The organism is Alteromonas sp. AWQ4_252 (assembly GCF_056158205.1).
In genome coordinates, this window is sequence record NZ_JBSWSV010000001.1 from 930,229 (window position 1) to 956,250 (window position 26,022).

Here is a 26,022-nt window from a genome sequence, read left to right on the forward strand (position 1 = left end):
CGAAAAGCCAAAAGAGGCTGAGGTTTATGAATACAAACTCAAGAGCTAACTGCGAAACGCGCTAGCCCTTCTTTTGAGGAGCAGCACCTAAGCCATTTTTGTGTAAACTCACTGCCAGTAAATCGATAAATTCAGGAACATCGAAATAGGAAGTATGTATGAGTTCCTGCCAGTTCAGGCTTTCGCTCAATTCGCTGCGAATATCGGGGCTAGCACCCGCTTGTTCTGTCATTCCCAACACCACTCGGACTTTATGTAAGGTTTTAATTGCATTCTTTTCACTGTGTTTGCGCAAAGGCGCTGCAATATCTTCGCTGAGAAAATCACACTGATGTTGAAATAAAGGGGGGTGCGAACCTACCGAATGTACATCTTCTTTTAGCAGGTCATCGCCCCAAGCTCTTTGCTTGATTGACGTCCACACAATATTGTTGAGTAAGGATGATAAAGGCCTGCCCACAATGCCAGCAAGAAAGCTAAGTATTTTGGTAAATCCCCAAATAATTGGGAGACAGAAAGCTAAGATCATGACCATTATCATCCATGTAAAAAAGCTGACACCCAAACCATCATCTTCCATATCTTCTAAGAAAAAGTGCGCGATGCTGAGTATTTTTTCGCTGTCATCAAAAGCAATATCCACCGCGAAGTATAAGCCTACGAAGATAACGGAGATAAACTGCAAGCTAGATACTATGGGATACAAAAAATTACTTGGGATGATAGGTGCATTGATCTGACGGATATTACTTAGTGCGCTGATTGCCTCGTCTTCCTTGTGCCATAAACCGCACCACCGTTTACAATATTGCTTTTCTACTTGTTTCTTTTGTTTCAGCGTGAACCAGCTTTTTTTGCGATGTTCATACAACCACAATGCCCCGTAATTGATCACACCATACAACATCATTGCATAACCCATATCTAAAACTGTTTCATCTAAGGTTTCACTGAAAAAGCCAATGGCAGCAATCCATAAACCCAAAATAAATAATACGATACCTGTTGTACAAATGGTTAACCCTAGACTGCGCAAGCGTTGAAACAAAAAAGTATTGGGACGGTAATCTAAAAAGGGAGTGCCTACGGTGCACCAAATTTTGAGCTTCTCGAAAGGGGTCTTATCGGCGACGGATTTTAGTAAGGCGTTATAGATAACTGAGCCACCATGGCTATGACCAATCACGTAATAATCGTGATTTGCTGCGTCATATTCGAGCAATAGTTTGGCCAATGAGAAGCCTGCGGCACGGCGCTTATCTTCACTATTGGGGCCTTCTTCCCATTGAAACGGCACAATTTCAACAGTCTCGGGGTCTAGCTGTAGGCGTTGCTGTAGTTCACCCATGAAGACACTGCCCAATTGCCACCACTTATCTCCAGAACTAGTAACATCACCTGCTCCAGTGCCATGAACGGTGACTAATTTGATAGATGTATCGCTGACTACCTGACTACTTTCTGTATGACTAGGCATAGGGAATTTCGCTTATTGCTATTATTCTTCCTGTTTAATTTTTAATCAATCTAACAGGTTTTTCAAAATAAGGCATCACTTTTCACCTTCCAACACTAAAGAGCTTCTAAATGATTCCAGCGAGTGCAAGACGCCAAGGCGCGAGCGATTTCGTCAGTACCTTCATTCAACTCTTGCTTAATTTCATTGTTAATCCGTCTATCAACGAAGTGCAGGGTAAAGTTCAAAGACAGGAGGTCGGTAAGTTCGTACTCAAATACTTCATCCTTGGTAAAATAATCTGCGACTTTTTCTTCTTGATTACTCTCAAAGCTAACTGGTTCTGATAAACGATTATGGTCAATAAAGCTCAATTCTATTTTTTGAGCGCCACTCAGTTCCAGTAGACGTGTGCCTAATTGGTTAACGAATATGTTGAGTTTCTGTGTTTCAGCTAACACTAAGATATCTTTTGAGAGAAATCGCTTTAGGAGGTGGAGATCTTTATTGAAAAAAGCATCGCAGGATTTTGAAATATATTGATAAGCGGGGATGGCGAACAGTGAACTAATTGCCGCGGCGACAAACGCTGAAAAGGTTTTGTTGCTCAATCCGAGGGTTTGATTCAGCAAAACTTGCATGCCTTGATCTAAACCCGCCCAGGCGGAAAACGCGACGATTGAGAGCAAACTCAAAGTGGCAGACTTGGAAATTAAAGAATTGACTTGCCATAATCCGTAGCGCATTAAGGCAAAAAAAATACCAAAACCAACACTCAATACAATGATATAACGGCCAGCTAACAGGCCATATTTACCCCCCCAAGTCATCAACGGAAAATACAACGCTAATCCTATGCAAAGGCAGTAAACCATTGTGAGTACTTGCTTGCGTTCTTTCGTATTCAATACTCTTTTAAATTTAAAAATGAAGTGCAGTAAAAGAACAAACAGGGAAAGAGAAATGCTCGCGAGATATACAGAGAAAGCGTTTGAATACCAGCCAGCATCAATCAATTGAAAACTCACTAGCATGAGTAGAGCACAGAACATCACAAGGTAGAATAGAGGTTTGCGCCAAAAATCTTGATGGTCAGCTTGAGGAAAGCAATATAGCCCAATAGAACCGACTAACAAGGCGATACTAATTCGCAATGATTCAAAAACTCCTGCATCGATGACATTTGAGCCAATATAAAAGAATTTACTTTCTCCAACTGCGAGTAATAGGGTCAAGCCGATAAGGTAACCGGATAGAAAACGACGCGCTTTATTAAACAAAACTAAGGAAAGAGCCAGACACAGGGATAGGAGGATGCTATCAAGTAACATATAAGGCACGTTGTGCTGCATGTCATTGTCGGTCTTTTTCTTCGTGTTTTTACTCTGAGTAGTGTCTTTCTCGGAAACAGGCGTTTTAGCGGCGGTATAACTTTGTGGCCTATTATACTTTTCTAAGGACAAAACCAAGGTGTCAGCCGTACCTATTTTCGCACAAGTGAATAGACTCTTGATATTTTCATACTTGGAAACGTCACAGCCGTTGACTTCCAGTAGTCGTCCGCTGACAAATCGCTGCTGGCGCAAGCTCGAACCCTCATGAGAAAAGAGTAGGTAGCGATTGAGCATGGGGTATTTGAATATGGCGACGTCGTATTCGTGAATTGCGGTGCTTTCTTTGTTATTGAGACTTGCCGTACCAATCACACCTAAGAATAAAAATAGCAACACGATAACCAAAACCGCATAATAAAATGTGTTAGCAAAAAGTCGTATTGGGTTCCCTATCCCGGGCATAATTCCAGTGTGAGTCATTCCTAAATGTTTGTTCGTTGTTAAATAGTTTTTGTATTGTGTGTACAAATATAGTACAACTGTAAACGCTTAGCGAGAAGTATACCTTGCCGATTCATCACCACAGTGTAGTGTTCACTTTTGGGGATTTGTAGTTCAATCAGAGTAGTCGTAGCAGCGCAGTAAGCCCTTAATTTTATTGCACCTAAATGTCTAGCTATTTGGAGAGTACGCATGTCAAAAGAAGATCACGTTAATGATAGAAGCCTTAGTGATGCGCCGGCAGAAGAACAGTTAGAAAGCGCTGAAACTCCACAAACCCCCAACCAAACTCAGACACCGCCTGCATCTGGAGGCACGGCCCCAGCAACAGATGGCGGGACATCCAATACATAAAAAGTCGCGCTTTTTTATGTTTAAAGGTTTTCAGTGGATCGAATGAAAACCTTTAGGAGAAAATCGTGAGTGAAGTTGTAAATTGCAGCATTTAGATAATGTCGCTACTATTCGTATTCAAAATGGTGAAGTGAACGCCATCTATCCTCAAGTTGTCGACGAAATAAATGCTGATCTACACCAAGCCGAGAAAGCCAAAGCTGAGGTTTGTTAGACCGGGCAAGCCGGCATTGTTGCCGAGTTTACAGGCCATGCAGTAGCGAACATGAATAAAAAGGTGGAAGTGGCAGATTGTCACGAGCACGCTGTGGGATAAGGCGCAGGTGTATGCTACAAACTTTTATCAATCGCCCTAGCCCATCACTTCGCCATCAACTGGTCTTCTGACGCTACTTTTTCAGAACCGTCGGAGTGGGTGACCCTTGTAGAGTGAGATTTGATGTCGAACAATCCATAGCCGGCGACCAGCAGGAAGCAGATGGCAGGAACGATATATGACACAACGATGCCGGATGAATCGATAAGTGCGGCCTGGAAAAGTGGCAGAATTGCACCGCCCAGGATAGCCATGACCAGACCAGCCGCGCCCAGTTTGGTGTCTTCGCCCAGTCCGTCCAGTGCGATGCCGTAAATCGTCGGGAACATCAAAGATAAACAGGCAGAGATTGATACCAGTGATATGACGCCGATGAAATCCGGTGACTGAGTCATGATGATACACAGCCCTGCAGCAACTAATGACATGATCATCAGCAGGCGGGCAGGGTAAAGGAACTGCATCAGCCAGGTCATGACAAACCGGGAGATCAGAAACACAATCATGCTGTACTGCAGAATTTGACCGCCATCCACTTCATTACCGCCCACGGCCTTCATGGCGTACTGGATAGTAAAAGTCCATACGCAAGTTTGCGCGCCTACATTAAAGAACTGCGCCAGCACACCTAAACGATAGTGGCGGTTACCCAGCAAACGTTTCAGTGACGCGCCCAGCTGTACATTTTCGCTGCGGGATTCAGTGGACTCGTTTACCGGCGTTTTAATACATGCAATGGCAATCCATACCAGCACCAGCACGCAGGCCATGCCTACGTAAGGCAACATAACGGCGTCTAGTTCAGCACCAATGACTGATTTCAATTCTGCAACTGACATGGCCGCCCGCTCTTCCGCTGAGGCCTGATTAAGGTTGGGTAAGATTAGGGTTGCCGCCAGGAAAACCCCTAAGTTTGTGCCCACAGGGTTAAATGCCTGGGCCAGGTTTAAGCGTCGGGTTGCGCTTTTTTCGCATCCCATGGCCATAACATAAGGGTTGGCAGAGGTTTCCAGAATCGACAGACCGCCGGCGAGAACAAACAGCGCCGCCAGAAAGAAACCGTAAGTCATGGTCTGGCTGGCGGGGTAGAACAGAAATGCGCCGGTGGCAGCACAGCCAAGGCCTGTTAACACACCTGTTTTGTAGGAAAAACGTTTGTTAATGAATGCTGCGGGAATTGCCAGACAAAAGTAAGCGCCGTAATAGGCGAACTGCACCAGTGCAGACTGTAATGACGACATGGTAAAAATTTTACTGAAGACCTTTACCAGCGGGTCCGTCATGTTGGCGGCAACGCCCCAGGCTGCAAAGCAGACGGTGAGTAAAATGAATGGGACAAGCGTTTCTTTAGAAACCAGTGGCGCGCGTTTTTGCACGGTCATTCCTCAGCATGTAAATAATTAGTTAAGCAATTTAAGCAACAAAAAATTTACGTGTCAATAAATCAACATAATTTATTTAATCGATTTTCTTTTTCCGGGATGACTTTCAGGAGGCATTTTGCCAGGGGACTAGGCAGCAGGGAATGGAAGGACTACTATACGTTGTTGATTTAATGAAAATAAGATGTCCCATATGCCTGCAAATTCTTCCGGCCAGCAAGTTGAACCCCACGGATTCTGGCAAAAAAGTACCCCGCTGAAAGGCCAGTCTGGTCTGCGGGCACTGAATGAACGCCGCATTCTGACACTGATCCGTCAGCATCAGGAATTGCCCAAAGCCCGTATTGCCAATGAAACAGGCCTGTCAGCCCAGGCCGCCACCGTCATAATCAACAAATTGGAAGAAGATGGGCTTTTGTTGCGAGGAGAACCTCAAAGAGGCAAGCGTGGACAACCCACCGTACCCTTCTCCCTTAAGGCAGACGGGGCTTTCGGGATTGGTATCAAAATTGGTCGCCGGAGTATTCAGATCACCCTCATCGATTTTTGCGGCAAAGTGCGCTCGTCACTTCGGGAACAGTGGGATTATCCGGCAGTGGAAGCCATGATCCGCTTCGCAGAAAAGGGAATACGGGCCATGTTATCTACTTTAAGTGACGGGGAAAAACAGCGTGTGAGCGGCGTGGGTGTCGCCATGCCATTTGAAATCTGGCGGTGGAGTGAGCAGGCCGGCGCGCCGGAAGAGGCATTGTCAGAGTGGCAGGACTTTGATGTGCCTGCAGCCATTCAGAAGATCACCGATTTGCCTGTTTATCTGTGCAACGATGACACCGCAGCCTGTGCCGCCGAACTCTGGTTTGGCGAACACCGGGATCTCAACGATTACCTGTATTGCTTTGTCGGCACCTTCATCGGTGGCGGTATGGTACTGAACCGTCAGTTACATACCGGTCGTCACGGTAATGCCGGCGCAGTGGGCTCTCTGCCTTATCCCGGCAGTCTTGTTGGTGGCCAGCTTCTCGATGTGGCATCAATATACCTGCTGGAGAAAACCCTGAAAGAGTCGGGGCAAGACACGGCGTTCCTGCATGGTAGGCAACAGGTATGGCCTGAAGATGTGCCCGGGATCAGCGAATGGCTGGACTCTGTGGCTACCGGCATTGTACACAGTGCCATGAGTGCCCATGCCTTCCTGGATCTTGATGCGGTGATCATTGAAGGCGCTCTTCCCGATAACATTAAATCAGAATTGCTTAGTCGCTGCGGGCTACTATTGCAGTCGGCTGATTTCCGGGGATTATCTTCGTTAATCCTGCGCGGAGGCTCTGTTGGGGCGGATGCCCAATCATTTGGCAGCGCCAATTTGCCCTTGCTCGCACAGTACAGTCTTTAATAATTCGTCAATAATTATTAAATAAATATAGTTGATTTAATAATTCAGCTGCATTAAATTGCATCTCCTTGAAGTCACTGTTAACGCGGTGTGATCGTGTTGTGTATTTAAATAACACTCTACCAGGGGATACTGCATGCGTTTTTTTCCTTCATCGATATCTGAAATTTTCGCCCATAAACCGCTGAAGACAGCGGTGTCTCAGGCAGGCTCAACCTGTGGTGCAACCGTCGCTCTGCTTCTTACCACCGGGCAGGTAAGTGCACAGGATATGCCTGATTACGTTAATTTTCAGGCCAGCTATACCGGCGAAGCGGCAGCGAATGTAAATGGCGGGGAACAGCGGGGCAGCGCCTACGCAGGACAGCTTTTTTTGGGTGCAGATTTCGACATGGAGAAGGCATCTGGCTGGGAAGACACCACAATCCATGTGGCAGTGACTAACCGTCACGGACAAAACCTTGCGCCAAAATATATTGGTAACAGTACGTCAGTGCAGGAAATCTATGGCGGACAGAACAGCCGTCTGGCCCGGTTTACCGTAGAAAAACACTTTCTTGACGGGCAACTTCAGGTTGAAGCCGGCCGCACTGTAGCCAATATCAGTTTTCTGGGTTCGGAGCTGTGTCAGTATTTTCAGACCAACTCTGCGTGCGGCAATCCCACATTCGTGTTTCGTACCAGTAACTTTACCTGGTGGCCGGTGTCCAGCTGGGGCGGTCATGCTAAATTCTGGCTGAACGACAAAACCTATTTCCATGCCGGTGTTTACGAAGAAAATACTCCTCACCAGGCGTCAGACGATCATGGTCTGGACTGGGGGACTGAAGACTCTACCGGGGTGGTGGTACCTGTCACGCTGGGGTATCAGACTACATGGGACAATGATGACTATCCGCGCCGCTATGAAGTGGGCGGCTGGTATGACGGTGCTGATTATACCGACCCGTCAAAGGACGAGAACGGTGACTATGCCGCATTGAGCGGAAATGATTACGCCACCCGCAATGGTCGTTCCGGTGTTTTTGCAAGATTTGAACAAACCGTGTTGAGACCCGATCTGAACTCTCAGCGCAGCGTCACCCTGTTTGGTGCTGTGCTGACCGGCACCTCGGGTGAATTGATTGAAGATTTTTATTTTAAGGCCGGTTTTGTGAAGCGGGGGACATTCTCGGGCCGCGATAAAGATACGGTCGCTTTTGTTTATACAGAACAACATTACAGCCATGATGCTATTGAAGACCAGTTTATTTTGCGCAATCTTAACGAAGGTTCGGGCCGTCCCGCCAGTATGCAGGCGATGATGGAGCTGAGTTACGGCATTCATGTGAACAACAACATCCGCATTCAGCCCAACATCCATTACATCGTTAATCCCGATCAGTTTGGCGACAAAGCCAGACAGGAAGACTTAAGTGATGCCGTGGTGCTGGGGCTGCGCTTTGATATCAATCTCGCAGGTTTGCTTTTCCAGTAAGCCGGTTTTATCTGCTGCACAATCAGTAAGGAGATTGCAAATGCAAGTGTTATGCATGGGAGAAGCCTTAATCGACATGCTGTCTGACAAGGGGCAGCCCGGAATTACAGACGCAACGGAAAGCTTCAGAAAATTTGCCGGTGGCGCACCTGCGAATGTGGCTGTTGCGGTTGCCAAACTGGGTGGCGAAAGTTATCTGTTCGGTAAGCTGGGGAAAGATCAGTTTGGTCATTATCTGCACCGTACACTGGAAGCCCTTGAGGTGAATACCGCTTTCACCACATATTCTGAAAAAGGGAAAACCGCTCTGGCTTTTGTCGGCCTTGACGCTGACGGTGAAAGATCTTTCGATTTCTATATTGACAATGCGGCCCATACTGATATCTCAGAAGCGGATCTGGTGCCTGCATTATTTGACAGACCCCGCATTGTCAGTTTCTGCTCGGGCTCAGTGAGCACGCCCGATTTACGTAAAGTCACCTTGTCTGCTATCGACAGGTTCAAAGCGGCAGGTAGCATTCTGTGTCTGGATATTAATTTACGTCCGGCATTCTGGGCAGAGCCTTCCCTGGCACCGTATTTTATTGATGAAACGGCTAAACAAGTGGATGTGATAAAGGCCAGTAAAGAGGAACTCATTGAGCTGTATGGCGAGTCGAATATCGACGGGCAAATTCAAAGCTGGATGGACTGCGGTGTGTCGCTAGTGTTGGTTACGGATGGCGCAAATCCGGTAGCCTTTTACAGTCATGACACTAATGGTATTTATCCCACGCCACCTGTCAGTGCAGTAGACACCACAGCGGCCGGTGATGCCTTTGTGGGCGGGTTCTTATTCATGTTAGCAGAAGAAGTGCAGGATAAAGCGTCTTTTGTGGCCTGGGCAGGCAATTTTGAAAGCATTATGTCTTCTCTGCGTTTTGCTACCCGCTGCGGCGCCCATGCGGTATCAAAGTACGGTGCGTTTGATGCGTTGCCCTCTCGCAGCGATATTGATCTGAACTAGTCCGGCTTTACTGAAAAGAGCCGCAGTAACCTGCGGCTCAAAGACAGTCTGCTTTTTTCGCCTTTCAATGCTTCTTTTTTGTTGGCAGTAACTTTCTTTGTGTGATGTTTTTGCCGGTATGATGGATGTACCGGAAGAACTGGTTTGTCCGGCTGGTTGAATCGTTTTGTTGTGTAAATTATTAGTAAAGATGATGACGTTTACGGGTCATTGATGTCAGAGATACACATTATATTTCATGCATTTTATTCAGGCAGGCAAAAAATGACCAAACCAATCCTTTTTGACGGGCGGCGCAAAACCCTTAAATCTCTGGCTTCACTGGCAGTAGCAACACCAGTGATCCTGCTCACCGGTTGCGGTGGCAGCGGCGGTAGTGGCTCGTCTTCAACCAGCACGTCAACAGGCAGCACATCAACCGGTTCTTCCTCCGGCAGCAGCGGCACAGGCTCAACGACAACGCCTGTGGCTGACAACGGCAGTTGGCTGAGCGGCGGTACAGATTCAATGACTGCGGATTTCCCCGCTGACAGCATTTTTGAAAACAGTAATACCTGCTCTGTTGAATTGACCGGACAGCAAACGGAAGGTCCATGCTATTTCGATTCTGACTATCTTGATGACATCTCAGAAGGTCAAACCGGCCTCCCGATGCAGTTATGCCTGCAACTCATAGACGAACAATGTAACCCGCTGTCAGGCTATGAAATTGAAGTGTGGCATTGTGATGTGGCAGGTATTTATTCCGGCGACACGACAGGAAGCAGTGACACTAACGGTTTCAGCTCTTCTTTTTGTACAGGGAACGACAGTGAAGCACTGCAATCGCGTTGGTTCAGGGGGATTGCTGTAACAGACAGCAGTGGCCGTGTGAACTTTAAGACCTGCTTCCCCGGTTGGTATGCCAGCCGTGCCATCCACATTCACTTCAGAGTGAAGAATAATAACAACGACGAACTGATTTCCCAGTTTGGCTTTGATGATGATTTCTGCACAGATATCTGTACCAGCCATTCTGATTATATTAATCACGGTGCGCCAGACACATACCTGACTAATGACACGGTATTCGGCAGTGATTACAATGAGTATGTGTTCAACCTCGAACAAAATGACGACGGCTCCCTGCTGGCCTACAAGCGCATCATCATCTCCTGATCGAATGGCAGGATTTGTATCATTCAACGGATTGGTATTTTTCTCCTTTCCAGGATGTTAGTCAGCCAGACAGTAATGTCTGCTGATAATAATGCCGCGGGGGCGAGGGCGGAGAAAGTCGTGATATCCGAGTTCGAACAGGGCTTTCATCTGTTTAACCGCTCTAGTCTATTCAATCGGGCAAGAGCGGCTGTCGCCTTGGCGTAGCCTCTCTCTGCTGACTGTCGATACCAATACCTTGCTTTCTCGAGATCTTTTTTCACTCCATTTCCCTTTTCGTAGCTGAGCCCTAGCTGGTATTGAGGAATGGCATCGCCTTGCTCAGCTGCCTTGCGCCACCATGTCACTGCTAGCTCATAATTTTGTTCAATGCCTTGTGCAAATGCGTACGCGTTCCCCAAGTTATGTTGTGCCAGAGTATGTCCCAGTTCAGCCGCACGCCTGTACCACTTAACTGCTTCCTGAGAATTTTTATTCTTACCTATCTCTTCTGCATAAGCGGTACCCATTAAAAACACTGCCTCTGGCACGTTCTGCTCTGCTAATGCTTCCACTTTGTGGATCACGCTTTGTGCAATGTCCTTCGCCTTGGCTTTGTCTGCCGGGTAGCCCATTCTTCCCGTTGAATAGACCCTTGCCATCCACATTACGGCCAAAGGGTCGCCAGTGGATACAGCAGTGTCGAGGAGTTCTTTTGCCTTGTTATCATCGACTTTGCCGTTGGCCCCTATGTACCACTTAATTGACGTTTCCAGCTGTTTATCGAGCTGATAAGTGGTTTGCGCAACTGCTTGCGATGAAAGTATTAGGCAAAGCGTAATGCTCCACAGCCAAGGTACAAGAATATTGAGTTTTCTTTTATATTTCATTTAAGCCCCAAGGTTTATGCTCCGGCTGAATCTTTGCCTTCGTCAGGTTTACTGCCAGCTAAACGGGAATTATAAATATCTAACTTACCTTCAGGCATGGTCACTTTCAAAGCATATGGCCCAAAAGGTGGGACTTCTTCGACGTGCGCCCTATTGATCTCGATTTGTCGCTTGCCAGTGTCAGTGGTCAGGGTAATCGTACCTGATTCACAGATGGCGTCGTTGCCCGGCAAGGGAATGGAGCCAGCTATTTTTAGTTTGTCGCTTTGCGCTTCAAATTCGAAGTAGGCATTGTTGTTTGGTAACGCTTTTGATGTGAAGTGTTTGATGTGCTGTGGTGTGAACAGAACGTCACCCACCCCTGATAACTTAAGTGCCATATTAAATTCAAAAGGCAAAGGGGGGAAAGATTGAAACGCCTCTAAGGCTACCGGTAGTTGTCCGAAGCGTTGTTGGGCGAACGCGACGCGATAATGTTGACCTGCAATAAAACGGTGTGTGGCTGGTACCTCTAATAGAACACTGTCCAGATTGAACTGACCCAGCCCCGCGACAATAGATGCTGACTGACGGTGGTTATCTTGGTATTTGTTCAGTAAGACGCCCAGTTCCTGATATAGCTTTTCGTGCTGGTTAAGCTCGTAGTAGCATCGGTACTTAATGGCGCTGAACATGTCGAGATAGGCAATGGTTTCCGCTTCACTCTTGTGGCGGCTGGCCATCTCTTCAAAAAGGGTAATACAGGCCTCGTAGTCTCCATCATTATATAAACCCGCTGCCTTGTGTAACTCACTATCAATGTTAGACATTATTTTCATCCTTTATATTATTTACACGCGAGTTCCCATTACCTTGTCAGCTAACGTCGTCTGCGTGGCTTTCCAGATCGTTTGTTGTTTTTACTTTCCTGCCCCAGCGCCTTGGCCCTCAGAGCTTTTTTAGAAAGCGGGCGGGTGGTGGTCGCCGGGGTAGTTCTTGCTAAAGCATTGGGCTCAAACCCCTCTGCCCACTGAAGTAGAGCGGGTTCACCGGTAAGCTTTTCAATGTCTTGTAGCAAATACTTTTCGCTTTCTGACAATAAGGATACTGCAGTGCCTGCTTTTCCTGCGCGTCCGGTGCGCCCTATACGGTGTATGTAATCCTCAGCATTGTAGGGCAACTCATAATTGAAAACGTATTGCAGCGATGGGATGTCCAGCCCTCGGGCTGCAACATCTGTTGCCACCAGTGCCCGAACCTGCGCTGCTTTAAATGCTTCCAGGCCGCGCTCTCTGGCACCTTGTGATTTATCCCCGTGCACGCCCGCAGCACTTATTCCATCTTTTTCCAATTCAGCGACGAGCTCATCGACCGCTTGTTTGGTACGCGTAAAAATGAGCACCTGATGCCAGTTCTTAGCCCCAATCATATAGGCAATTAAACTGGCTTTCCGTTTTTTATCCACTTCGTAGAAGCGCTGCTCAACTTTTTCCGCCGTGGCATTGCGGGGAGCAACTTCAACCATGACAGGACTCGTTAATAAGGCATCCTTGAGCCGGTAAACCTCATCGTTAAATGTGGCTGAGAAAAACAGGGTTTGTCGTTTTGCCGGCAATCTTTTGAGAATGCGGTTAATGTCTGTGATAAAACCCATGTCAAGCATGCGGTCGGCCTCGTCAAGCACCAGCGTATTTATCGTGTCGAGATGGATAATCTCTTTTATTGCCAGTTCAAGCAATCGGCCAGGAGTGGCAATCAGCACATCACAACCCTGTTCAAGAGCGGCTATCTGAGGGTTTATGCTTACACCACCGTATGCCACTACACTGTTAATCGGCATGCCTTCACTGTATTTTATAAAGCTTTGATATACCTGCTGGGCAAGCTCTCTCGTTGGAGTAAGTACTAGCACACTGAGTGATTTCTCAGCTGAGGACTGAGCAAGCAAGCGCTGTATGAGTGGAAGTGCAAACGCTGCAGTTTTTCCTGTTCCTGTTTGTGCGCCGGCCATTACATCCTGGCCCGCCAACACTGGTGGAATAGCGGCTTGTTGTACTGGAGTTGGTGTTGAGTAACCCAGTGCTTTAAGTACCGCTAGTAAGGAAGGGTGAAGACCTAAATCGGAAAAAAGCATTGTTTTACACCATAATTGTTGTTCTTCACGTGACTGTCTCACATGGAAATTGCAGTAAGGCACAGCGCCGGTAAAGATCTTAGTTTATCACTGACAGAAGCCGGAATGTACTGCCGTTCACTACCAGCTACATCTTAATTTATGCGGATTCGTTATCGTTTAGTCACGTGTTTCAAAACCCGCTTGGCATTTAGCGTTACTTAGCGCCAGTTAAGAATGCCTACACCTGTATTTCATTGAAAAAACAAACGCCTGGTATCAACCTGAACAGGGTTACGCGCCTTTCGGTGCGGAATTTAAAACGCTAGAGCAGTTGTTTTGTTAGGGAGAAAGGGCAATGTTCAATGGTAAAAAAGTGGGTAGTACAGTAGCGGTCGCTACATTTATTTCACTGCTCGGTGGTTGCGGTGGCAGTAGCAGTGATGACGATACGTGGTTAACAGGTAATTTTATTGATAGCGCGGTGGAGGGGGTTGAATACAGAATATCGGGCGAGACCGGCATCACCGATGCTGAAGGTACGTTCAGGTATAAAGAGGGCGATTCCGTTTCGTTTTTCATCGGTGGTATTGAGCTTGGGACGGTAGCTGGAGACGCACTCATTACCCCTTATTCTTTTTCTGTTACGGGTGGTGATAAAGCAACAGACATAGTGATTAACATTGCACGCTTGCTGCAAACCCTGGATGAAGACGGTAACCCTGAAAACGGCATACTGATCACTGAAGCTATTCGCCTGGAAGCGGAAAACCTGACGATGTTGTTAGATCAGTCTGCGGAAACCTTTGCCGAAGACAGCGCAGTGGCTGCTGCTTTCACTCAGCTAGGTGCGCATCTTTCCTATAACTTTCAACGGGTAAAATCCATTAACGACGCTATGGCGCATCTGGATGCCACCCTTTCTGGTGATAGTGATTCAGATAGTGGTTCTGACAACGGATCTGATGGCGGTGATGACGGTAGTAGCGATGATGGCTCTGATGACGGAGACGACGGTGGCAGCGGTGATGGCTCTGATGGTGGAGACGACGGAGGCAGCGATGATGGCTCTGATGGTGGAGACGACGGTGGCAGCGATGATGGCTCTGATGGCGGCGACGACGGTGGCAGCGATGATGGCTCTGATGGCGGAAACGACGGTGGTAGCGATGGTGATTCTGACGGCGGTTCAGTATCGTACGTTTTGCAGGTAACCGGAAATGACGGCCCGTTAAGTAAGGTTGAATCTGAATTAGAAGTACGTGACATCGCCATTGGCTATACAGCATTTACCGGTGTGGAAGAATCTGTGTTGCTGGTGGGAGGTGCAGATATTGATTCTGTAGAAACCCTGAGTAACTTAGACGAAGAACCGCAGAATGGCTTTGCATTAGTAGCGGCCTTCGCAGATGGTACGCAATTTACCGGTGCGTCTCTTCTTGCCAACTTTGGTGGTGAGGAATTTACTTTTGAGTGCACAATTAACTGTGAAGTCAGTGTTGATATTACTAACAGGGAAATTAGCTTTATCGGCGCTGAATTTATTTGGGACGACGGTAACGAATCTATCGAAATAAACGGCACGGTACCGTGGATTGCCAGTGACGAGTACGTTGATACTAGCGACTGGGTCGGCTCCGAGTTGCCCTCCGACAGTACGTTTTGCGAATCGAACCTGAGTACGTCGGCAGTTGCCCTGGCAAATGGTGGCCTTGCTTATACCACCGAGTCAGGAAACTGTATTGGTTTAGCCAATGTGACTCACAACACCTTCACAAAACCCCTCACCGCGGTTGTCGTCAACGAGGGCGACAGCGCTTCTTCCGGTAGTTTGGCTATCGATAGTGCAGTAAAGATATATACTCGTCTTATAGACAGAGGCGTTGATTATACTGACGAATCAGGTCAGCCAGTATTCGAGGCCATTGTTGAAGGGGCTTTTGACATCACCAATACCAGCAGTCATGAACTGTGTTTATCGGACTACGACGATTGGCAACTGGTTCAAGCTGATGGCACCGCGCTGACGAAATCTGTGAATGTGTCTTATCAATTTAACGATACCACTTACACTATGGAATTTAGTGGGCTTCATGACTTTGATGTGCCGGGTGTAAAGTGTTTGCCTCCCAGTGCATCTGCTACGGTACATCTCTCGCTTAACCAGTTTATGGTGAAAGAAGAGCAGGAAATACTGTTTCCAACGGTAACAGAAATAGCGTTATTCCTTGAGGCTGAGTACAACGCTGTTGCCAATAACGTAACATACAAAACGCTCACGCCTGATTTTATGGAATGGCTGTACGTCGATGGTTCACCCGGAATTCGCCTGGCGTTTACTAATACTACTGGTGTCCAATTAGTACTCGACGATTCGGCCCAAAAAGTGTGGTTCTACGATGATCAGGGGTATCCCATTGTCAAAAGTCATGTGTATTTGCACAAGCAACTAGGCGTGGAAGAGTATGATTTGGTAAACAGCGACTATGTTATCAACGACGGTGCACAAGTTCAGTTGCTCGATGATTCAGCAGAAATAGCTATTTGGGCTTTAGGAGGAGGCAGGGCGGTAAAAGCAGTCCTTTACCCTGAATTTTAGCGAAGAGGCTGCACTAGCAGCCCCTTATTCTGTTTAAAAGTTGCGCCGTAAATGAATGTTGATGTTTTATGGGCGCTTGCTGTGACAACAAATCGCACATGGGCGTATCACTGGCAGTAAGAAATAGTGTGTGCGCCTCAACGTCCAGTGCTATAGCAATACGCGAAATATTGTGAAAAGCCACTGGTTGCTCTCGAAATACCTTGTTAACTAAATCTTTAGGAGGCGTAGCCCGCTGCTCTATTTCAGCAATATGGCGGGCTAGTTCTATTTGAGTTTCAAATCCTTTTGCAGCCATTGCTGACTCTAACTTTTGTCTTGACGCTTTCACGCCGCGAATTCTCTGTCTGTCTGCCATTGTCTCTTACCCTGTAGAATGTTGATCATGAGAAAGATAGAAGTGCGCCGCGCTAAATAAGATACCTGAGCACGGGCTCGATTAGTCACAACTGCTGACGTTCTTACCGTGCCGGATATAAAAGACTTAGCGCGATTTGATGGAGCGAGCTCCTCTTGTCAGAAACGCGCGCAAAGAAATTTAGAATTCAGTGGGAGTGGCAAGTTAATAGCCTGTATTTTTCTCGTTTCTTTCAAATCTCAGCGATTTGATATGTAGTTCCAGGTTATCTCCAGACAACTGAGGCTGGAGGCGCAGCGCGTCTTCAATAGCATCCAGTTGTATGGTGTCCAGATCTACTGTTTGCCAAACTAACTCGGGGGCTTCGTCGGTATAGTACAAACGGTTACCGGGAATTTCCCTGGCAGAATACGCCGTCAAGCCTTGGTTTAGTGTAAGACTGTGATCGGCAACGGAAAGTGAACCATCGAGCTTTATGTCGCCTGCGGGAGAGGCATATTCCATTACTACCTTATAATTTCCTTCTGCAACATTCTTCAGCGGCCACTTCAGTTCAGCTTGTCCATTGCCTTTTACTACTACCCAGTCGTGAGCCCAACCGGCCTTAAACGCATAGTCAGCAGCGTCGCCTGAAATGTAGGCCTCGTGGGCAGACAAGGTGACATCGGGACGTTCCTGATGTCCGATTTCAATGGCAATAGGTTTTACCGGTTCGTTAATGAGTGAGCTATGCCACTTCATATAGTCGCTTTTTAAGGTTGCAAGAGTGTCTGCGTTGATGGTCGCTAAGTTTTGCTTCTGTTCAGGATCTGCAATAAGGTCGTACAAATACCATTCCCCGTCATAGTCATACACGCCAAGCCATTGCTGCGTGCGAATAGAGCCTGGGTTTGGCGCTACAGCCTGTTGGTTCTCTCGCTGAGTATTGCGGAAATGGTTAGTATAAATGGTACGATCAGGCCAGGTTTTTTCGGCGCTCTCATCTAATAGTAAAGGAGAAATATCGTCTCCATCGAGCGGGTTTACCGGTGGTGTATCAATATCAAGCAGGTTCATCAGTGTGGGAAAGAGATCCATGTGCTGAGCAATTGATTGAACAGTCCGTCCACCTTCGATGTGCTCTGGCCAATGGATGAAAAAGGGTACGCGAACACCACCTTCGTCAACTCGCCCTTTGCTGCCCTTCATGCCACCGTTATAGCGACGATTACCATGAGGAAAAGCTGGCCCGTTGTCAGATAAAAAGATGACAATGGTATTGTCTGTCAGGGCTAACTCATCCAGGGTATCCATAACCCGGCCAATGTTGTCGTCGATGTTTTCAACCATGCCGTAGATGGCGGCATCTAAATCACTTAGCCCCTTGTTTTTGTATTTCGAAAAATACTGTTGGGGTACTTCAAATGGGCCATGGGGTGTATTAAACGGCACGTAAGCGAAAAAAGGTTTTTTATGGTTGCTGCGAATAAATTCGATGGCCGCGTCTGTGGTCACATCGGCAATATAACCTTCGGTTTTCACCGGTTCGCCGTTGTGTAATAGTTCGGCATCGAAGTATAAGGTTTGGTGACCATCCACAAAGCCAAGATACTCATCAAAGCCCTGGCCGTTGGGGTCGTGAGGAAATTGGGCACCATTGTGCCACTTGCCAAACAGGCCGGTGGCATAATGTTCTGCTTTCAGTGCCTCAGCGAGGGTGACTTCATCGGCTCGCATCTTCTCTCCACCTCGGGTAACACTAAAAACGCCCGTTTTTAAAGGTTGGCGACCGGTAAGCAAAGCTGCTCGTGTAGGAGAACACACCGGGTTTACATAAAATCTGTCCAGGCTAACGCCTTGTTGTGCGATGTTGTCAATGTGAGGCGTGGAAATGGTGCTATTGCCATTGAAACCGACATCTCCCCACCCCTGATCGTCGGTGAGAAATAAAATAACGTTAGGCCGGGATTCAACACCTCGTGCCTCGTCATGATGGGCGCTGTTGTCAGCGCAACCTGTGCATATGGCACAGAGTAAGAGCAGTCTTTTTAACATAATAAGTGACCGTGGTTGTCAAAAACAATAGGCATCAAGTTCATATGCAAGCCTGTTTTGATAAAACGTGAGAACCGAGTTATACACAGGTTTAGCTTACTGTTATCTGTTTAATTAATTTTAAATTATTGTTGTAACCGGTTTCATTCTTAACTAAAAAAATAGCTCTTCAAGATGAAAGCTAAATGTTCCGTCAACAATGAAGGCAAGTGCCTCCAGGGTGATGTCTGAATGTCAGTCTCATTTTTTGAGCTTATAGCAATGATAAACGCAGAATTGATAAAAATACTATCAAAATATTAACAATCTTTGTTATAAGCTAAATTTGCAAAAGGGTTATCCTTCATTAGGTCGGTACAAAAGGAGAGTGAAGTGGTTGGGTATGTTATGTATGGCACGAATGACCTTGCCAAATCGTCTGTGTTTTATGATCAGATTTTTGATCTCCTGGGTGCCCGCAGAATACACGAGGACAGCAAAAGTATTGCGTGGGCTAAAGAAGGCGAATCAGTTATTTTTGTATTGACGCTACCAGTCAACGAGATGTCTGCCACAAGTGGGAACGGAACCATGATTGCGCTATGCGCTGAGTCTAAAGCTAAAGTAGATGAACTTTATGGCAAAGCCATTGAGTTGGGCGCACCCGATGAGGGGGCACCTGGGATGAGGTCAGGTGGTTTTTATTGTGCTTACGTTAGAGATTTGGACAGCAATAAGCTTAACTTTCATTTTAACCCGAGCAGCGAAAATCCAACGCTGGGCTGAGCAATTTTATATGGCTGGAATGATATAGTTCGCTATTGCAATAGCCCCCTATGGGTTATCCTTTTCCCGTGATGGAATGAGGTGAGAAAAGGGCTCATCATGTAAGTGCTGCACGGCATTGTGAAACGTGTATACATCTAGCTACTCTCGGTCAAACTACCCCACATCACTTCTTGCTTTCTCTTTGGTGTGTTAAGGTTTTTAAGAGAAAAACTCACACTTTCATTTTCATCAGTAACCTTGTTGAAAGTAAGCGCTAACTTTGATGGCAGAGGCACAGGGTAGTGAAACTGATTTTGCAGAGTGAATGCGTCTTCAGGGAGCGCTCTATGGTTATGCATTGCCGACAACGTTCTGGCGAGCACGTGTGTTCCGTGGGCCATCACAGATTTAAACCCAAATAATTTCGCGCTCCAGTTAAATAGATGAATTGGGTTATAGTCACCACTGAGTCTTGCGTATCGCCTTCCTGCGTTCCCCTCAAACGTGATGGCTTCATCGATGACGGCAGACGACGTGTCATTTAAAACGACTTTCGCGTTTTCATGATTACCGGATTGCGTGACACGGTCAGACGTTTGTCTGTACAAATACGTGCTACGAGTAGTTTGACACACCTGGCCTGCCTGACTGAAGTCGATAACAATGTCCACCACTATGCCCCGTGGATGCAAACGAATAGCATCAAAGTAGCAGTGGGCATGGATCCCGTCGTTTGAAAGCGCAGCATACTGGGTTATCAGGTTATCGGTGTGTACCAGCCCCATCAACGAAAAAGGTGATTTCTCATCAGTAAGGGTATCAATGTGCTGTGTGATACCTAGAAAAAGTGGAAAGCACGGGTGTAACTGTACCTGCGACCACTGGTGAAGCTTATCAAACTGACGACGTTTTACCTGGAGTTCCCCGGCACTGAATGTGCGCGTTGAACTAATAGATGGCAACTCAATGGGGTGGCGTTCGTGAAACCAGGACACTAGCAGGTCTGTGTTAGCTTTTTTGGATGCTGCGCGTAACAAGCGAAGAATGTGTTTCACAAATAACGTCCCTTTAATATTGGCTCAATAAAACTGCGCTAAATTAGCGGATTTTCTTTTGTTTGGCACATGATTTTCTGTTTGATAGGGCTGAATAGTACAATTATTAGGCTGTTCGTTTATGATTTAACGTGAAATAGCTGGAAATGTCGGGTAAAAATTAAATATACGGGCATTAAAATCGGAGAAATAGTTTTTATTGTGACATTAGTTTACACTACCGCTCTTAAGTAAAAAGCGTTCGCAGTAAGGACATAATTAGCTATGGCTACACAAACAGAATCAGAATTAAAAATGGCGCAGCTGATGGTTGAAGCTCTCAACCTTGAAGACATGGAAGCAGAAGAGATCGACCCTGAAGAGCAATTGTTCGGCGACGGTCTGGGTCTTGATTCCATTGATGCACTGGAGATTTCGTTAGCAATTTCGAAAGAATACGGTGTGCAGATCAAAGCAGAAGACGAAGGCACCCGTGAGGCGTTTGAAACCCTGCGCAGCTTAACCGCATTTGTTGAACAAAATAAATAGCAATTCAGCTCCCCTCTATCAGTGCGCGTAGATATTAATCATCTCCTTTTATCGCGCACTCAATGAGCTGGTTAGAAAGACAATGAATATAGAAATCATCGATTACGACTCTTGCTCGGCAGCAGGTATTAATCTTAAAACCTTGCGGGAATCATTAAAACAGCACAAAAGCGGCTTGATAAAAAACAACCTGCCAGGTTCTGATTTAGATACCTGGATAGGTGCGGTAGGCGAGCTTGCAACTGTAAATGACCTCGGGCAATGGCAGAGCCGCAACAATGCCTTGGCTGCACTAGGCTATGAGCAGGGCACAATAAAGCAAACCGTGTCAGGATTGATAAAAAAATACGGTGCCGCACGTATCGGCCTGGTGATGGGGTCGAGTACATCGAGCATCGACCGCACTGAAGAAGCATATAGCAAGCTCAGTGACAACAGTCTTGCTGACGCTTTTAAGCAGCCTTTCGTGCATAACCCTCACGCTCCAAGCTTGTTTGCTGCGCATCTTACGGGTATTGCAGGTCCGTCACTCACTATTAATACTGCCTGTTCTTCTTCAGCCAAAGTGTTTGCCACCGGCGCACGTTGGCTCGAAGCTGGTATCGTTGATGCCGTATTAGTTGGTGGCGTCGACACATTATGTTTGAGCGTGTTACACGGTTTTAATTCCTTGCAACTTTTGTCTGCAAACCCCTGTAAGCCTTTCGATAAGCACCGCGATGGTATCAATTTAGGTGAAGCATCGGGATTTGCTGTACTACAACGCGCCGGCGAAAACACAAATAGCAGCGGTATTCGCTTGGCAGGCTACGGTGAAAGCTCTGATGCCCATCACATGTCACACCCTCACCCTGATGGTCTTGGCGCTAAGGTGTCGATGACACAGGCACTAGAGCGAGCTGGTTTGCGTGCCGAAGAAATCGATTATGTCAACTTGCACGGCACATCGAGCCGAGCCAATGACCTCATTGAGGGGCAGTTAATTTCCGAGCTTTTCCCAGCGACTACCCGTTGCTCTTCTACCAAAGCCTGGATGGGGCATACTTTAGGCGCCGCCGGGATCACAGAAGCCATTATCGCAATGGACACACTAAATACTCACGTTATTCCTGGGTCAAAGAATCTCGAAACGCTGGATGAGGCGTTAACACTGACGATTCAGGCCGAGGACGAACACAGAACATGCCAGCATGTAATGACCAACTCGTTTGGTTTTGGTGGTAATAACTGCACGCTGTTGTTTAGCAGGGCAGGGTAATATGCAAGCGAAAGAACTAAAATGTAAAATTGCAGGTGTTGGTGCCTGGGGGAGTTACTTCGACAATTGGCAGGCGTTACAAGCACTGTTGTCGGGTAACGATATACCAGAAACAAAAAACAAAGGCCCAAAACCGACTATCATTCCGGCCAACGAACGCCGTCGTGCACCCCTTCCCGTGCGCTTGGCAGTGGAAAGCTCCTGGCAAGCCACCCAGGATGCCGGTGTCGAAGCTAACACCCTGACTTGCGTATTTGTATCGGGTTTAGGTGATACTGACCTCACGGATTACATGTGTAAAACCCTGGCGTCAGACAACAAAGCTCTGTCGCCGACCAAGTTTCACAACTCTGTTCACAATGCCCCTGCGGGGTACTGGACTATTAGCACGGGTACCATGAGTGCAGCAAATTCTGTGGCCGGGTACGAGCAATCTGTATCGCTCACGTTACTTGAAGCAATGATCCAGTGTGATGCGGAAAGCAAGCCGATGTTGCTCACCTTTTACGATGCGCCGGTTGCTGAGGTGTTGTCGCCTATTTTGCAAAATCAGGAAACGTTTGCTTTTTCTTTGGTTATTTATCCAAAAGATGCACCTGTTTCAGGCCCGGTACTTTGTGCAAATGTGCAAAATTCACCTGTTTCAGATTGGCCTGCGCTACAAAGCCAAAATGAATACATGGGGAAAGTGTATGCAGAGAACCCCAGCGCTAAAGTCCTTTGTCTGGCAGAGATGATAGTCTCGTCAGACTCTCAGGGTAAAGCTGTCACCGTGCCATTGAGCACAGGCACTTCAATGACTTTTTCTTTCGCGTAGGAATGCTATGAATCAGATCAATACGGATATCATTATTGCAGGTGGCGGACTGGCTGGTATGAGCCTGGCTTTGCAATTATTGAACAGAAACGACGGCCTGAAGATTACCATCATTGAGAAAAACACTTTTCCGGTAGACGACACCACAGCAAAAGTGGGCGAGTCCACAGTTGAAATTGGTGCCCATTACTTCACTGATGTACTTGGTCTTGATGCACATTTTAAAGAAAAGCATCTGCGTAAATACGGCCTGCGTTTGTTTTTTGGCAACGTAGACGGTGACTACAGCGATTATGACGAATTAGGTGTGAGCGAGTTGTTTGGCATTCCTGCCTATCAAATTGAACGCGGTACACTGGAGAACTACCTGTACACCTTGCTGACTGAAAAAGGTGTTACTTTTTTCGATGGCGCAGTGCCAGCCGACATTGATTTAGGTGACAAAAAACAAACAGTACTTTGCCACCACAAAGACGGTGAAACCCAAATAACAGGGCGCTGGTTAGTGGATGCCGCGGGCAGACAGGCGCTATTGCGCAACAAGTTGAGCTTGCAAACAGAAACGGGTCATAAAGGTAACGCTGTTTTTTTCCGGGTGAAAAAGCGAATTATCATTGATGAGTGGTCAGAAAACACAGCATGGCAGAACCGGGTAAAAGAGCCGGGGAAACGCTGGCTGAGCACCAATCACCTTATGGGGCCGGGTTACTGGGTATGGATTATCCCACTTGCGTCCGGTGCAACCAGTTTCGGTATTGTTATGGACAACAAAGCCCTTGCTGACAGTGGCATTGAGACCTTCGAAGACACCATGGCATGGCTGGCAAAAGAGCATCCACTTTGTGCTAAGTCCATTGAAGAAGCCGAGTTGCTCGACTTTAAAGTGATGCGTGATTACTCCTATGGCTGTAAACAGATGTTTTCTGACAGTGGCTGGGCCATGACCGGCGAAGCCGGCGCTTTTGCCGACCCATTCTACTCGCCAGGTAGCGATTTTATTGCGCTCAATAACACTTTCATTACTCACTTGATTGAAAGAGATATGAAAGGTCAGGACATCCGGTTCGAAGCGGCGCTGTTTCACAAATTCTACGATTCGTTTTTCGAAAATACCTTGTCGATTTACAAAGATCAATACGGTGGCTTCGGCGATCGTAAAATGATGTCAGTAAAGTTGGTATGGGATTACACCTATTACTGGGGTGTGTTTGCACTGTTATTCTTTACTGATGCTATCGGTGATTTAGACACCATGCGTAAAATCACGCCAAATTTACTTAAAACCCAAAAGCTCAATAAGAAAATGCAGATGTTACTGAGCGAGCGTGCGCAGAAGCGCCAGGTGTTGCCTGCAAAAGGTGGGTTTATGGATCAATTCCTGGTGCCGTGCTTATGTGAGTTAAATGAAGTGCTGAAAAACCCCGGTATCGACGTGGAACAAGCGCTGGAAAAGAACATCGCCATCATGCAGAAAATTGTGCCTTACTTTGAAGATATGCTACAGGATGACGCTTCTTTGCATATTGATGAAGAAGAGCGCGCTATTCTTGGCGATTACAGGTTAAGTGTTCTGGCCTGATGAACACGAGCAAACCACGAGGGCTAAAGGATTTGTTTCCATTAGTCCTTGTGTTGTTAACCCTGGCTTACCCCTTTGTTGTTTACTTTCATATTGATACGGTAAATCCGCGCTGGTTTGGCGTGGTTTTATTGGTAGTTGCGCTTATACGGCTTGGTGTAACCGGGCAAGAAAGACGTAAAAGTGATTGGGTAATGACTGCTGTCATCGTATTGTTTTGCTCAGGTATCATACTCCTTGAAAGTGCGATATTGTTGCGCTGCTACCCCGTTCTGATGAGTGCCGGTATGGGCGTCTTGTTTTTGTCGTCTTTACTCGATGAACAGACATTAATAGAGCGGTTCGCCCGTGCTGGTGGTAAGCAGCCCCCCGCTCAAGCGAAGGGATATTTACGCGCCCTGACCTTAATCTGGGGGGTGTTGTTAATGGTTAATGGCTTAGTAGCGGCATGGACATCATGGTATGGCAGTTTGGCTACCTGGACCTGGTACAACGGATTGCTGTCTTATTTGATTTTTGGTGTATTTATCGCACTGGAACTGGTTTACCGACACTTTTATAAAAAGAAACACAATATTATCGATGACTAATACAACAAGTGCATTAAACGGACTGTTTAACCCTTTGGAAGGGCCGCAGATTTCCCAATTGGAAACAGAGCAGGATGAGGCTTTATTAAGCCTTACCGTAGCGTCTGACTTGCGTTGGTTCGACGGTCACTTTCCCCAGCAAAAAGTGTTACCTGGTGTAGTACAAATTGACTGGGCCGGAAAGCTGGCAAAAGCCTTGTTTGTCGAAGGTGGGAATTTTACACAACTAACAAACATTAAGTTTAAAACCATGGTGTTGCCGGATACGGCGATGCAGCTCAAACTAACACATAAGGCGGCAAAGGGTATCGTCGCTTTTCACTTTTTCAATGACACTGACTCATTTTCTCAGGGAAGCTTTAAGTTTATCGCATCATGAAATACTGCATCATCGTTCCTCATTACAAACACGAAGTGTTGTTTGAAAAGTTTTTACCGTCGCTGGCTTCGTTACAGCTCCCCTGCATTGTGGTAGACGACGGCAGTGGTGACACAAGCGTAGAAAAACTGAAACAGTTGTTAGCTCCCTATCCGAATTTTCATTTGGTTTTGCATCAGTCTAATCGTGGAAAAGGGGCCTCAGTAATCACAGGTTGTTACCATGCCAGTGCCATGGGTTTTAGCCATGTGCTACAACTCGATGCAGATGGCCAACACAACATCGACGATGCGCAAAAACTCCTTGATTACAGTAAAGAGCATCCGACTGCATTCATTTCTGGCCAGCCTTATTTCGATGAGACAGCGCCATTCGCCCGAAAGTATGGTCGCAAAATCACAGATTTCTGGGTGGCATTGGAAACTTTGTCATTAAAAATCAAAGACGGCTTGTGCGGCTTTAGGGTTTACCCTGTAAAGCAAATCGAACACGTGTTTGATAACTATTATCTCGGCCCCCGTATGGATTTCGACCCAGAGTTACTGGTTAAAGCCGTATGGGCGGGGATCGATTTGCACTTCATTCCTACAAAGGTCATTTATCATGACGACACCGTATCCCATTTCCACTACCTAAAAGACAATTTAATGCTTATCAGACTGCATGTGCGGCTGATGTTTGGCATGGTGGTGCGTTTACCGCGTTTGTTATACGCACGAGTAAAAGGGTTATTTAGTTAA

General features: G+C 46.7%; 24 protein-coding genes. 15 read left to right on the top strand and 9 right to left on the bottom strand.

What is annotated here, in order from left to right:
- Positions 1-61: 61 nt before the first annotated feature.
- A complete protein-coding gene (locus ACXACM_RS04135) occupies positions 62-1,477 on the bottom strand; it encodes a hypothetical protein (RefSeq protein WP_474819984.1) in 1,416 nt (471 codons plus the stop codon).
- Between the two features lie 95 nt (positions 1,478-1,572).
- Positions 1,573-3,270, bottom strand: coding sequence for a hypothetical protein (locus ACXACM_RS04140; protein WP_474819986.1), 1,698 nt, complete (start codon positions 3,268-3,270; stop codon positions 1,573-1,575).
- 213 nt (positions 3,271-3,483) lie between these two features.
- Between ACXACM_RS04140 and ACXACM_RS04145 the strand changes: the two genes are divergently transcribed.
- Both ACXACM_RS04145 and ACXACM_RS04150 read left to right on the top strand, forming a co-directional pair.
- A complete protein-coding gene (locus ACXACM_RS04145; RefSeq protein ID WP_474819988.1) occupies positions 3,484-3,645 on the top strand; it encodes a hypothetical protein in 162 nt (53 codons plus the stop codon).
- Between the two features lie 82 nt (positions 3,646-3,727).
- Positions 3,728-3,859, top strand: coding sequence for a hypothetical protein (locus ACXACM_RS04150; RefSeq protein ID WP_474819989.1), 132 nt, complete (start codon positions 3,728-3,730; stop codon positions 3,857-3,859).
- A gap of 146 nt (positions 3,860-4,005) precedes the next feature.
- Here ACXACM_RS04150 and fucP read toward each other — a convergent pair whose 3' ends face one another.
- Positions 4,006-5,337, bottom strand: coding sequence for an L-fucose:H+ symporter permease (gene fucP, locus ACXACM_RS04155; RefSeq protein ID WP_474819990.1), 1,332 nt, complete (start codon positions 5,335-5,337; stop codon positions 4,006-4,008).
- Positions 5,338-5,536: 199 nt separating this feature from the next.
- Between fucP and ACXACM_RS04160 the strand changes: the two genes are divergently transcribed.
- The 4 genes from ACXACM_RS04160 to ACXACM_RS04175 all read left to right on the top strand — a co-directional run bounded on the left by ACXACM_RS04160 (position 5,537) and on the right by ACXACM_RS04175 (position 10,377).
- Entirely contained in the window at positions 5,537-6,736 is a 1,200-nt protein-coding gene (locus ACXACM_RS04160; RefSeq protein WP_474819992.1) for an ROK family transcriptional regulator, read from the top strand.
- Between the two features lie 136 nt (positions 6,737-6,872).
- A complete protein-coding gene (locus ACXACM_RS04165) occupies positions 6,873-8,213 on the top strand; it encodes a carbohydrate porin (protein WP_474819993.1) in 1,341 nt (446 codons plus the stop codon).
- 40 nt (positions 8,214-8,253) lie between these two features.
- Complete coding sequence (locus tag ACXACM_RS04170; protein ID WP_474819994.1) at positions 8,254-9,219, top strand: carbohydrate kinase family protein; 966 nt, start codon at positions 8,254-8,256, stop codon at positions 9,217-9,219.
- A 264-nt stretch (positions 9,220-9,483) separates the two neighbouring features.
- Positions 9,484-10,377 (top strand): dioxygenase family protein, encoded by an 894-nt coding sequence (locus ACXACM_RS04175; RefSeq protein WP_474819995.1) that lies wholly within the window; start codon positions 9,484-9,486, stop codon positions 10,375-10,377.
- A gap of 146 nt (positions 10,378-10,523) precedes the next feature.
- On the opposite strand, the gene ACXACM_RS04180 is transcribed toward ACXACM_RS04175, so the two are convergent.
- The 3 genes from ACXACM_RS04180 to ACXACM_RS04190 are packed head-to-tail and all read right to left on the bottom strand — an operon-like array spanning position 10,524 to position 13,359.
- Positions 10,524-11,246 (bottom strand): tetratricopeptide repeat protein, encoded by a 723-nt coding sequence (locus tag ACXACM_RS04180; protein ID WP_474819997.1) that lies wholly within the window; start codon positions 11,244-11,246, stop codon positions 10,524-10,526.
- A gap of 14 nt (positions 11,247-11,260) precedes the next feature.
- Positions 11,261-12,055 carry a hypothetical protein gene (locus ACXACM_RS04185; RefSeq protein WP_474819999.1) on the bottom strand — a complete coding sequence of 265 codons (795 nt, stop codon included), beginning with the start codon at positions 12,053-12,055 and terminating at the stop codon, positions 11,261-11,263.
- A 50-nt stretch (positions 12,056-12,105) separates the two neighbouring features.
- Positions 12,106-13,359: a DEAD/DEAH box helicase gene (locus ACXACM_RS04190; RefSeq protein ID WP_474820000.1), complete on the bottom strand. Its 1,254-nt coding sequence runs from the start codon at positions 13,357-13,359 to the stop codon at positions 12,106-12,108.
- A 337-nt stretch (positions 13,360-13,696) separates the two neighbouring features.
- Here ACXACM_RS04190 and ACXACM_RS04195 point away from each other — a divergent pair, with 337 nt between their 5' ends.
- Positions 13,697-15,937, top strand: coding sequence for a hypothetical protein (locus ACXACM_RS04195; protein WP_474820002.1), 2,241 nt, complete (start codon positions 13,697-13,699; stop codon positions 15,935-15,937).
- Positions 15,938-15,950: 13 nt separating this feature from the next.
- Here ACXACM_RS04195 and ACXACM_RS04200 read toward each other — a convergent pair whose 3' ends face one another.
- Positions 15,951-16,295, bottom strand: coding sequence for a hypothetical protein (locus ACXACM_RS04200; RefSeq protein ID WP_474820003.1), 345 nt, complete (start codon positions 16,293-16,295; stop codon positions 15,951-15,953).
- Between the two features lie 204 nt (positions 16,296-16,499).
- On the bottom strand, positions 16,500-18,329 hold the full coding sequence (locus ACXACM_RS04205; RefSeq protein ID WP_474820005.1) for an arylsulfatase: 1,830 nt from the start codon (positions 18,327-18,329) through the stop codon (positions 16,500-16,502).
- A gap of 372 nt (positions 18,330-18,701) precedes the next feature.
- On the opposite strand from ACXACM_RS04205, the gene ACXACM_RS04210 reads away from it, so the two are divergent.
- Positions 18,702-19,094, top strand: a complete 393-nt coding sequence (locus ACXACM_RS04210) for a VOC family protein (protein ID WP_474820006.1) — start codon at positions 18,702-18,704, stop codon at positions 19,092-19,094.
- 137 nt (positions 19,095-19,231) lie between these two features.
- On the opposite strand, the gene ACXACM_RS04215 is transcribed toward ACXACM_RS04210, so the two are convergent.
- Complete coding sequence (locus tag ACXACM_RS04215) at positions 19,232-20,131, bottom strand: MaoC family dehydratase (RefSeq protein WP_474820007.1); 900 nt, start codon at positions 20,129-20,131, stop codon at positions 19,232-19,234.
- Between the two features lie 264 nt (positions 20,132-20,395).
- Between ACXACM_RS04215 and ACXACM_RS04220 the strand changes: the two genes are divergently transcribed.
- The 7 genes from ACXACM_RS04220 (at position 20,396) to ACXACM_RS04250 (ending at position 26,022) form a co-directional block, all read left to right on the top strand.
- Complete coding sequence (locus ACXACM_RS04220; RefSeq protein WP_216024026.1) at positions 20,396-20,659, top strand: phosphopantetheine-binding protein; 264 nt, start codon at positions 20,396-20,398, stop codon at positions 20,657-20,659.
- An 82-nt stretch (positions 20,660-20,741) separates the two neighbouring features.
- Positions 20,742-21,917, top strand: coding sequence for a beta-ketoacyl-ACP synthase (locus tag ACXACM_RS04225; RefSeq protein WP_474820009.1), 1,176 nt, complete (start codon positions 20,742-20,744; stop codon positions 21,915-21,917).
- A 1-nt stretch (position 21,918) separates the two neighbouring features.
- A complete protein-coding gene (locus ACXACM_RS04230) occupies positions 21,919-22,734 on the top strand; it encodes a beta-ketoacyl synthase chain length factor (RefSeq protein WP_474820010.1) in 816 nt (271 codons plus the stop codon).
- Between the two features lie 7 nt (positions 22,735-22,741).
- Complete coding sequence (locus tag ACXACM_RS04235; protein WP_474820011.1) at positions 22,742-24,313, top strand: NAD(P)/FAD-dependent oxidoreductase; 1,572 nt, start codon at positions 22,742-22,744, stop codon at positions 24,311-24,313.
- Complete coding sequence (locus ACXACM_RS04240; protein ID WP_474820012.1) at positions 24,313-24,903, top strand: COG4648 family protein; 591 nt, start codon at positions 24,313-24,315, stop codon at positions 24,901-24,903. Before ACXACM_RS04235 ends, ACXACM_RS04240 begins: the two co-directional genes overlap by 1 nt.
- The gene (locus tag ACXACM_RS04245; protein ID WP_474820014.1) at positions 24,896-25,282 is read left to right on the top strand and encodes an ApeI family dehydratase; all 387 of its coding nucleotides are present in this window, start codon (positions 24,896-24,898) and stop codon (positions 25,280-25,282) included. Before ACXACM_RS04240 ends, ACXACM_RS04245 begins: the two co-directional genes overlap by 8 nt.
- Positions 25,279-26,022 (top strand): glycosyltransferase family 2 protein, encoded by a 744-nt coding sequence (locus tag ACXACM_RS04250; protein ID WP_474820015.1) that lies wholly within the window; start codon positions 25,279-25,281, stop codon positions 26,020-26,022. Before ACXACM_RS04245 ends, ACXACM_RS04250 begins: the two co-directional genes overlap by 4 nt.

Coding starts and splice junctions, on each gene's coding strand:
- ACXACM_RS04135 (WP_474819984.1), bottom strand. CDS start 1,477: ATGCCTAGTCATACAGAAAGTAGTCAGGTAGTCAGCGATACATCTATC.
- ACXACM_RS04140 (WP_474819986.1), bottom strand. CDS start 3,270: ATGACTCACACTGGAATTATGCCCGGGATAGGGAACCCAATACGACTT.
- ACXACM_RS04145 (WP_474819988.1), top strand. CDS start 3,484: ATGTCAAAAGAAGATCACGTTAATGATAGAAGCCTTAGTGATGCGCCG.
- ACXACM_RS04160 (WP_474819992.1), top strand. CDS start 5,537: ATGCCTGCAAATTCTTCCGGCCAGCAAGTTGAACCCCACGGATTCTGG.
- ACXACM_RS04165 (WP_474819993.1), top strand. CDS start 6,873: ATGCGTTTTTTTCCTTCATCGATATCTGAAATTTTCGCCCATAAACCG.
- ACXACM_RS04170 (WP_474819994.1), top strand. CDS start 8,254: ATGCAAGTGTTATGCATGGGAGAAGCCTTAATCGACATGCTGTCTGAC.
- ACXACM_RS04175 (WP_474819995.1), top strand. CDS start 9,484: ATGACCAAACCAATCCTTTTTGACGGGCGGCGCAAAACCCTTAAATCT.
- ACXACM_RS04180 (WP_474819997.1), bottom strand. CDS start 11,246: ATGAAATATAAAAGAAAACTCAATATTCTTGTACCTTGGCTGTGGAGC.
- ACXACM_RS04185 (WP_474819999.1), bottom strand. CDS start 12,055: ATGTCTAACATTGATAGTGAGTTACACAAGGCAGCGGGTTTATATAAT.
- ACXACM_RS04190 (WP_474820000.1), bottom strand. CDS start 13,359: ATGCTTTTTTCCGATTTAGGTCTTCACCCTTCCTTACTAGCGGTACTT.
- ACXACM_RS04195 (WP_474820002.1), top strand. CDS start 13,697: ATGTTCAATGGTAAAAAAGTGGGTAGTACAGTAGCGGTCGCTACATTT.
- ACXACM_RS04200 (WP_474820003.1), bottom strand. CDS start 16,295: ATGGCAGACAGACAGAGAATTCGCGGCGTGAAAGCGTCAAGACAAAAG.
- ACXACM_RS04205 (WP_474820005.1), bottom strand. CDS start 18,329: ATGTTAAAAAGACTGCTCTTACTCTGTGCCATATGCACAGGTTGCGCT.
- ACXACM_RS04220 (WP_216024026.1), top strand. CDS start 20,396: ATGGCTACACAAACAGAATCAGAATTAAAAATGGCGCAGCTGATGGTT.
- ACXACM_RS04225 (WP_474820009.1), top strand. CDS start 20,742: ATGAATATAGAAATCATCGATTACGACTCTTGCTCGGCAGCAGGTATT.
- ACXACM_RS04230 (WP_474820010.1), top strand. CDS start 21,919: ATGCAAGCGAAAGAACTAAAATGTAAAATTGCAGGTGTTGGTGCCTGG.
- ACXACM_RS04235 (WP_474820011.1), top strand. CDS start 22,742: ATGAATCAGATCAATACGGATATCATTATTGCAGGTGGCGGACTGGCT.
- ACXACM_RS04240 (WP_474820012.1), top strand. CDS start 24,313: ATGAACACGAGCAAACCACGAGGGCTAAAGGATTTGTTTCCATTAGTC.
- ACXACM_RS04245 (WP_474820014.1), top strand. CDS start 24,896: ATGACTAATACAACAAGTGCATTAAACGGACTGTTTAACCCTTTGGAA.
- ACXACM_RS04250 (WP_474820015.1), top strand. CDS start 25,279: ATGAAATACTGCATCATCGTTCCTCATTACAAACACGAAGTGTTGTTT.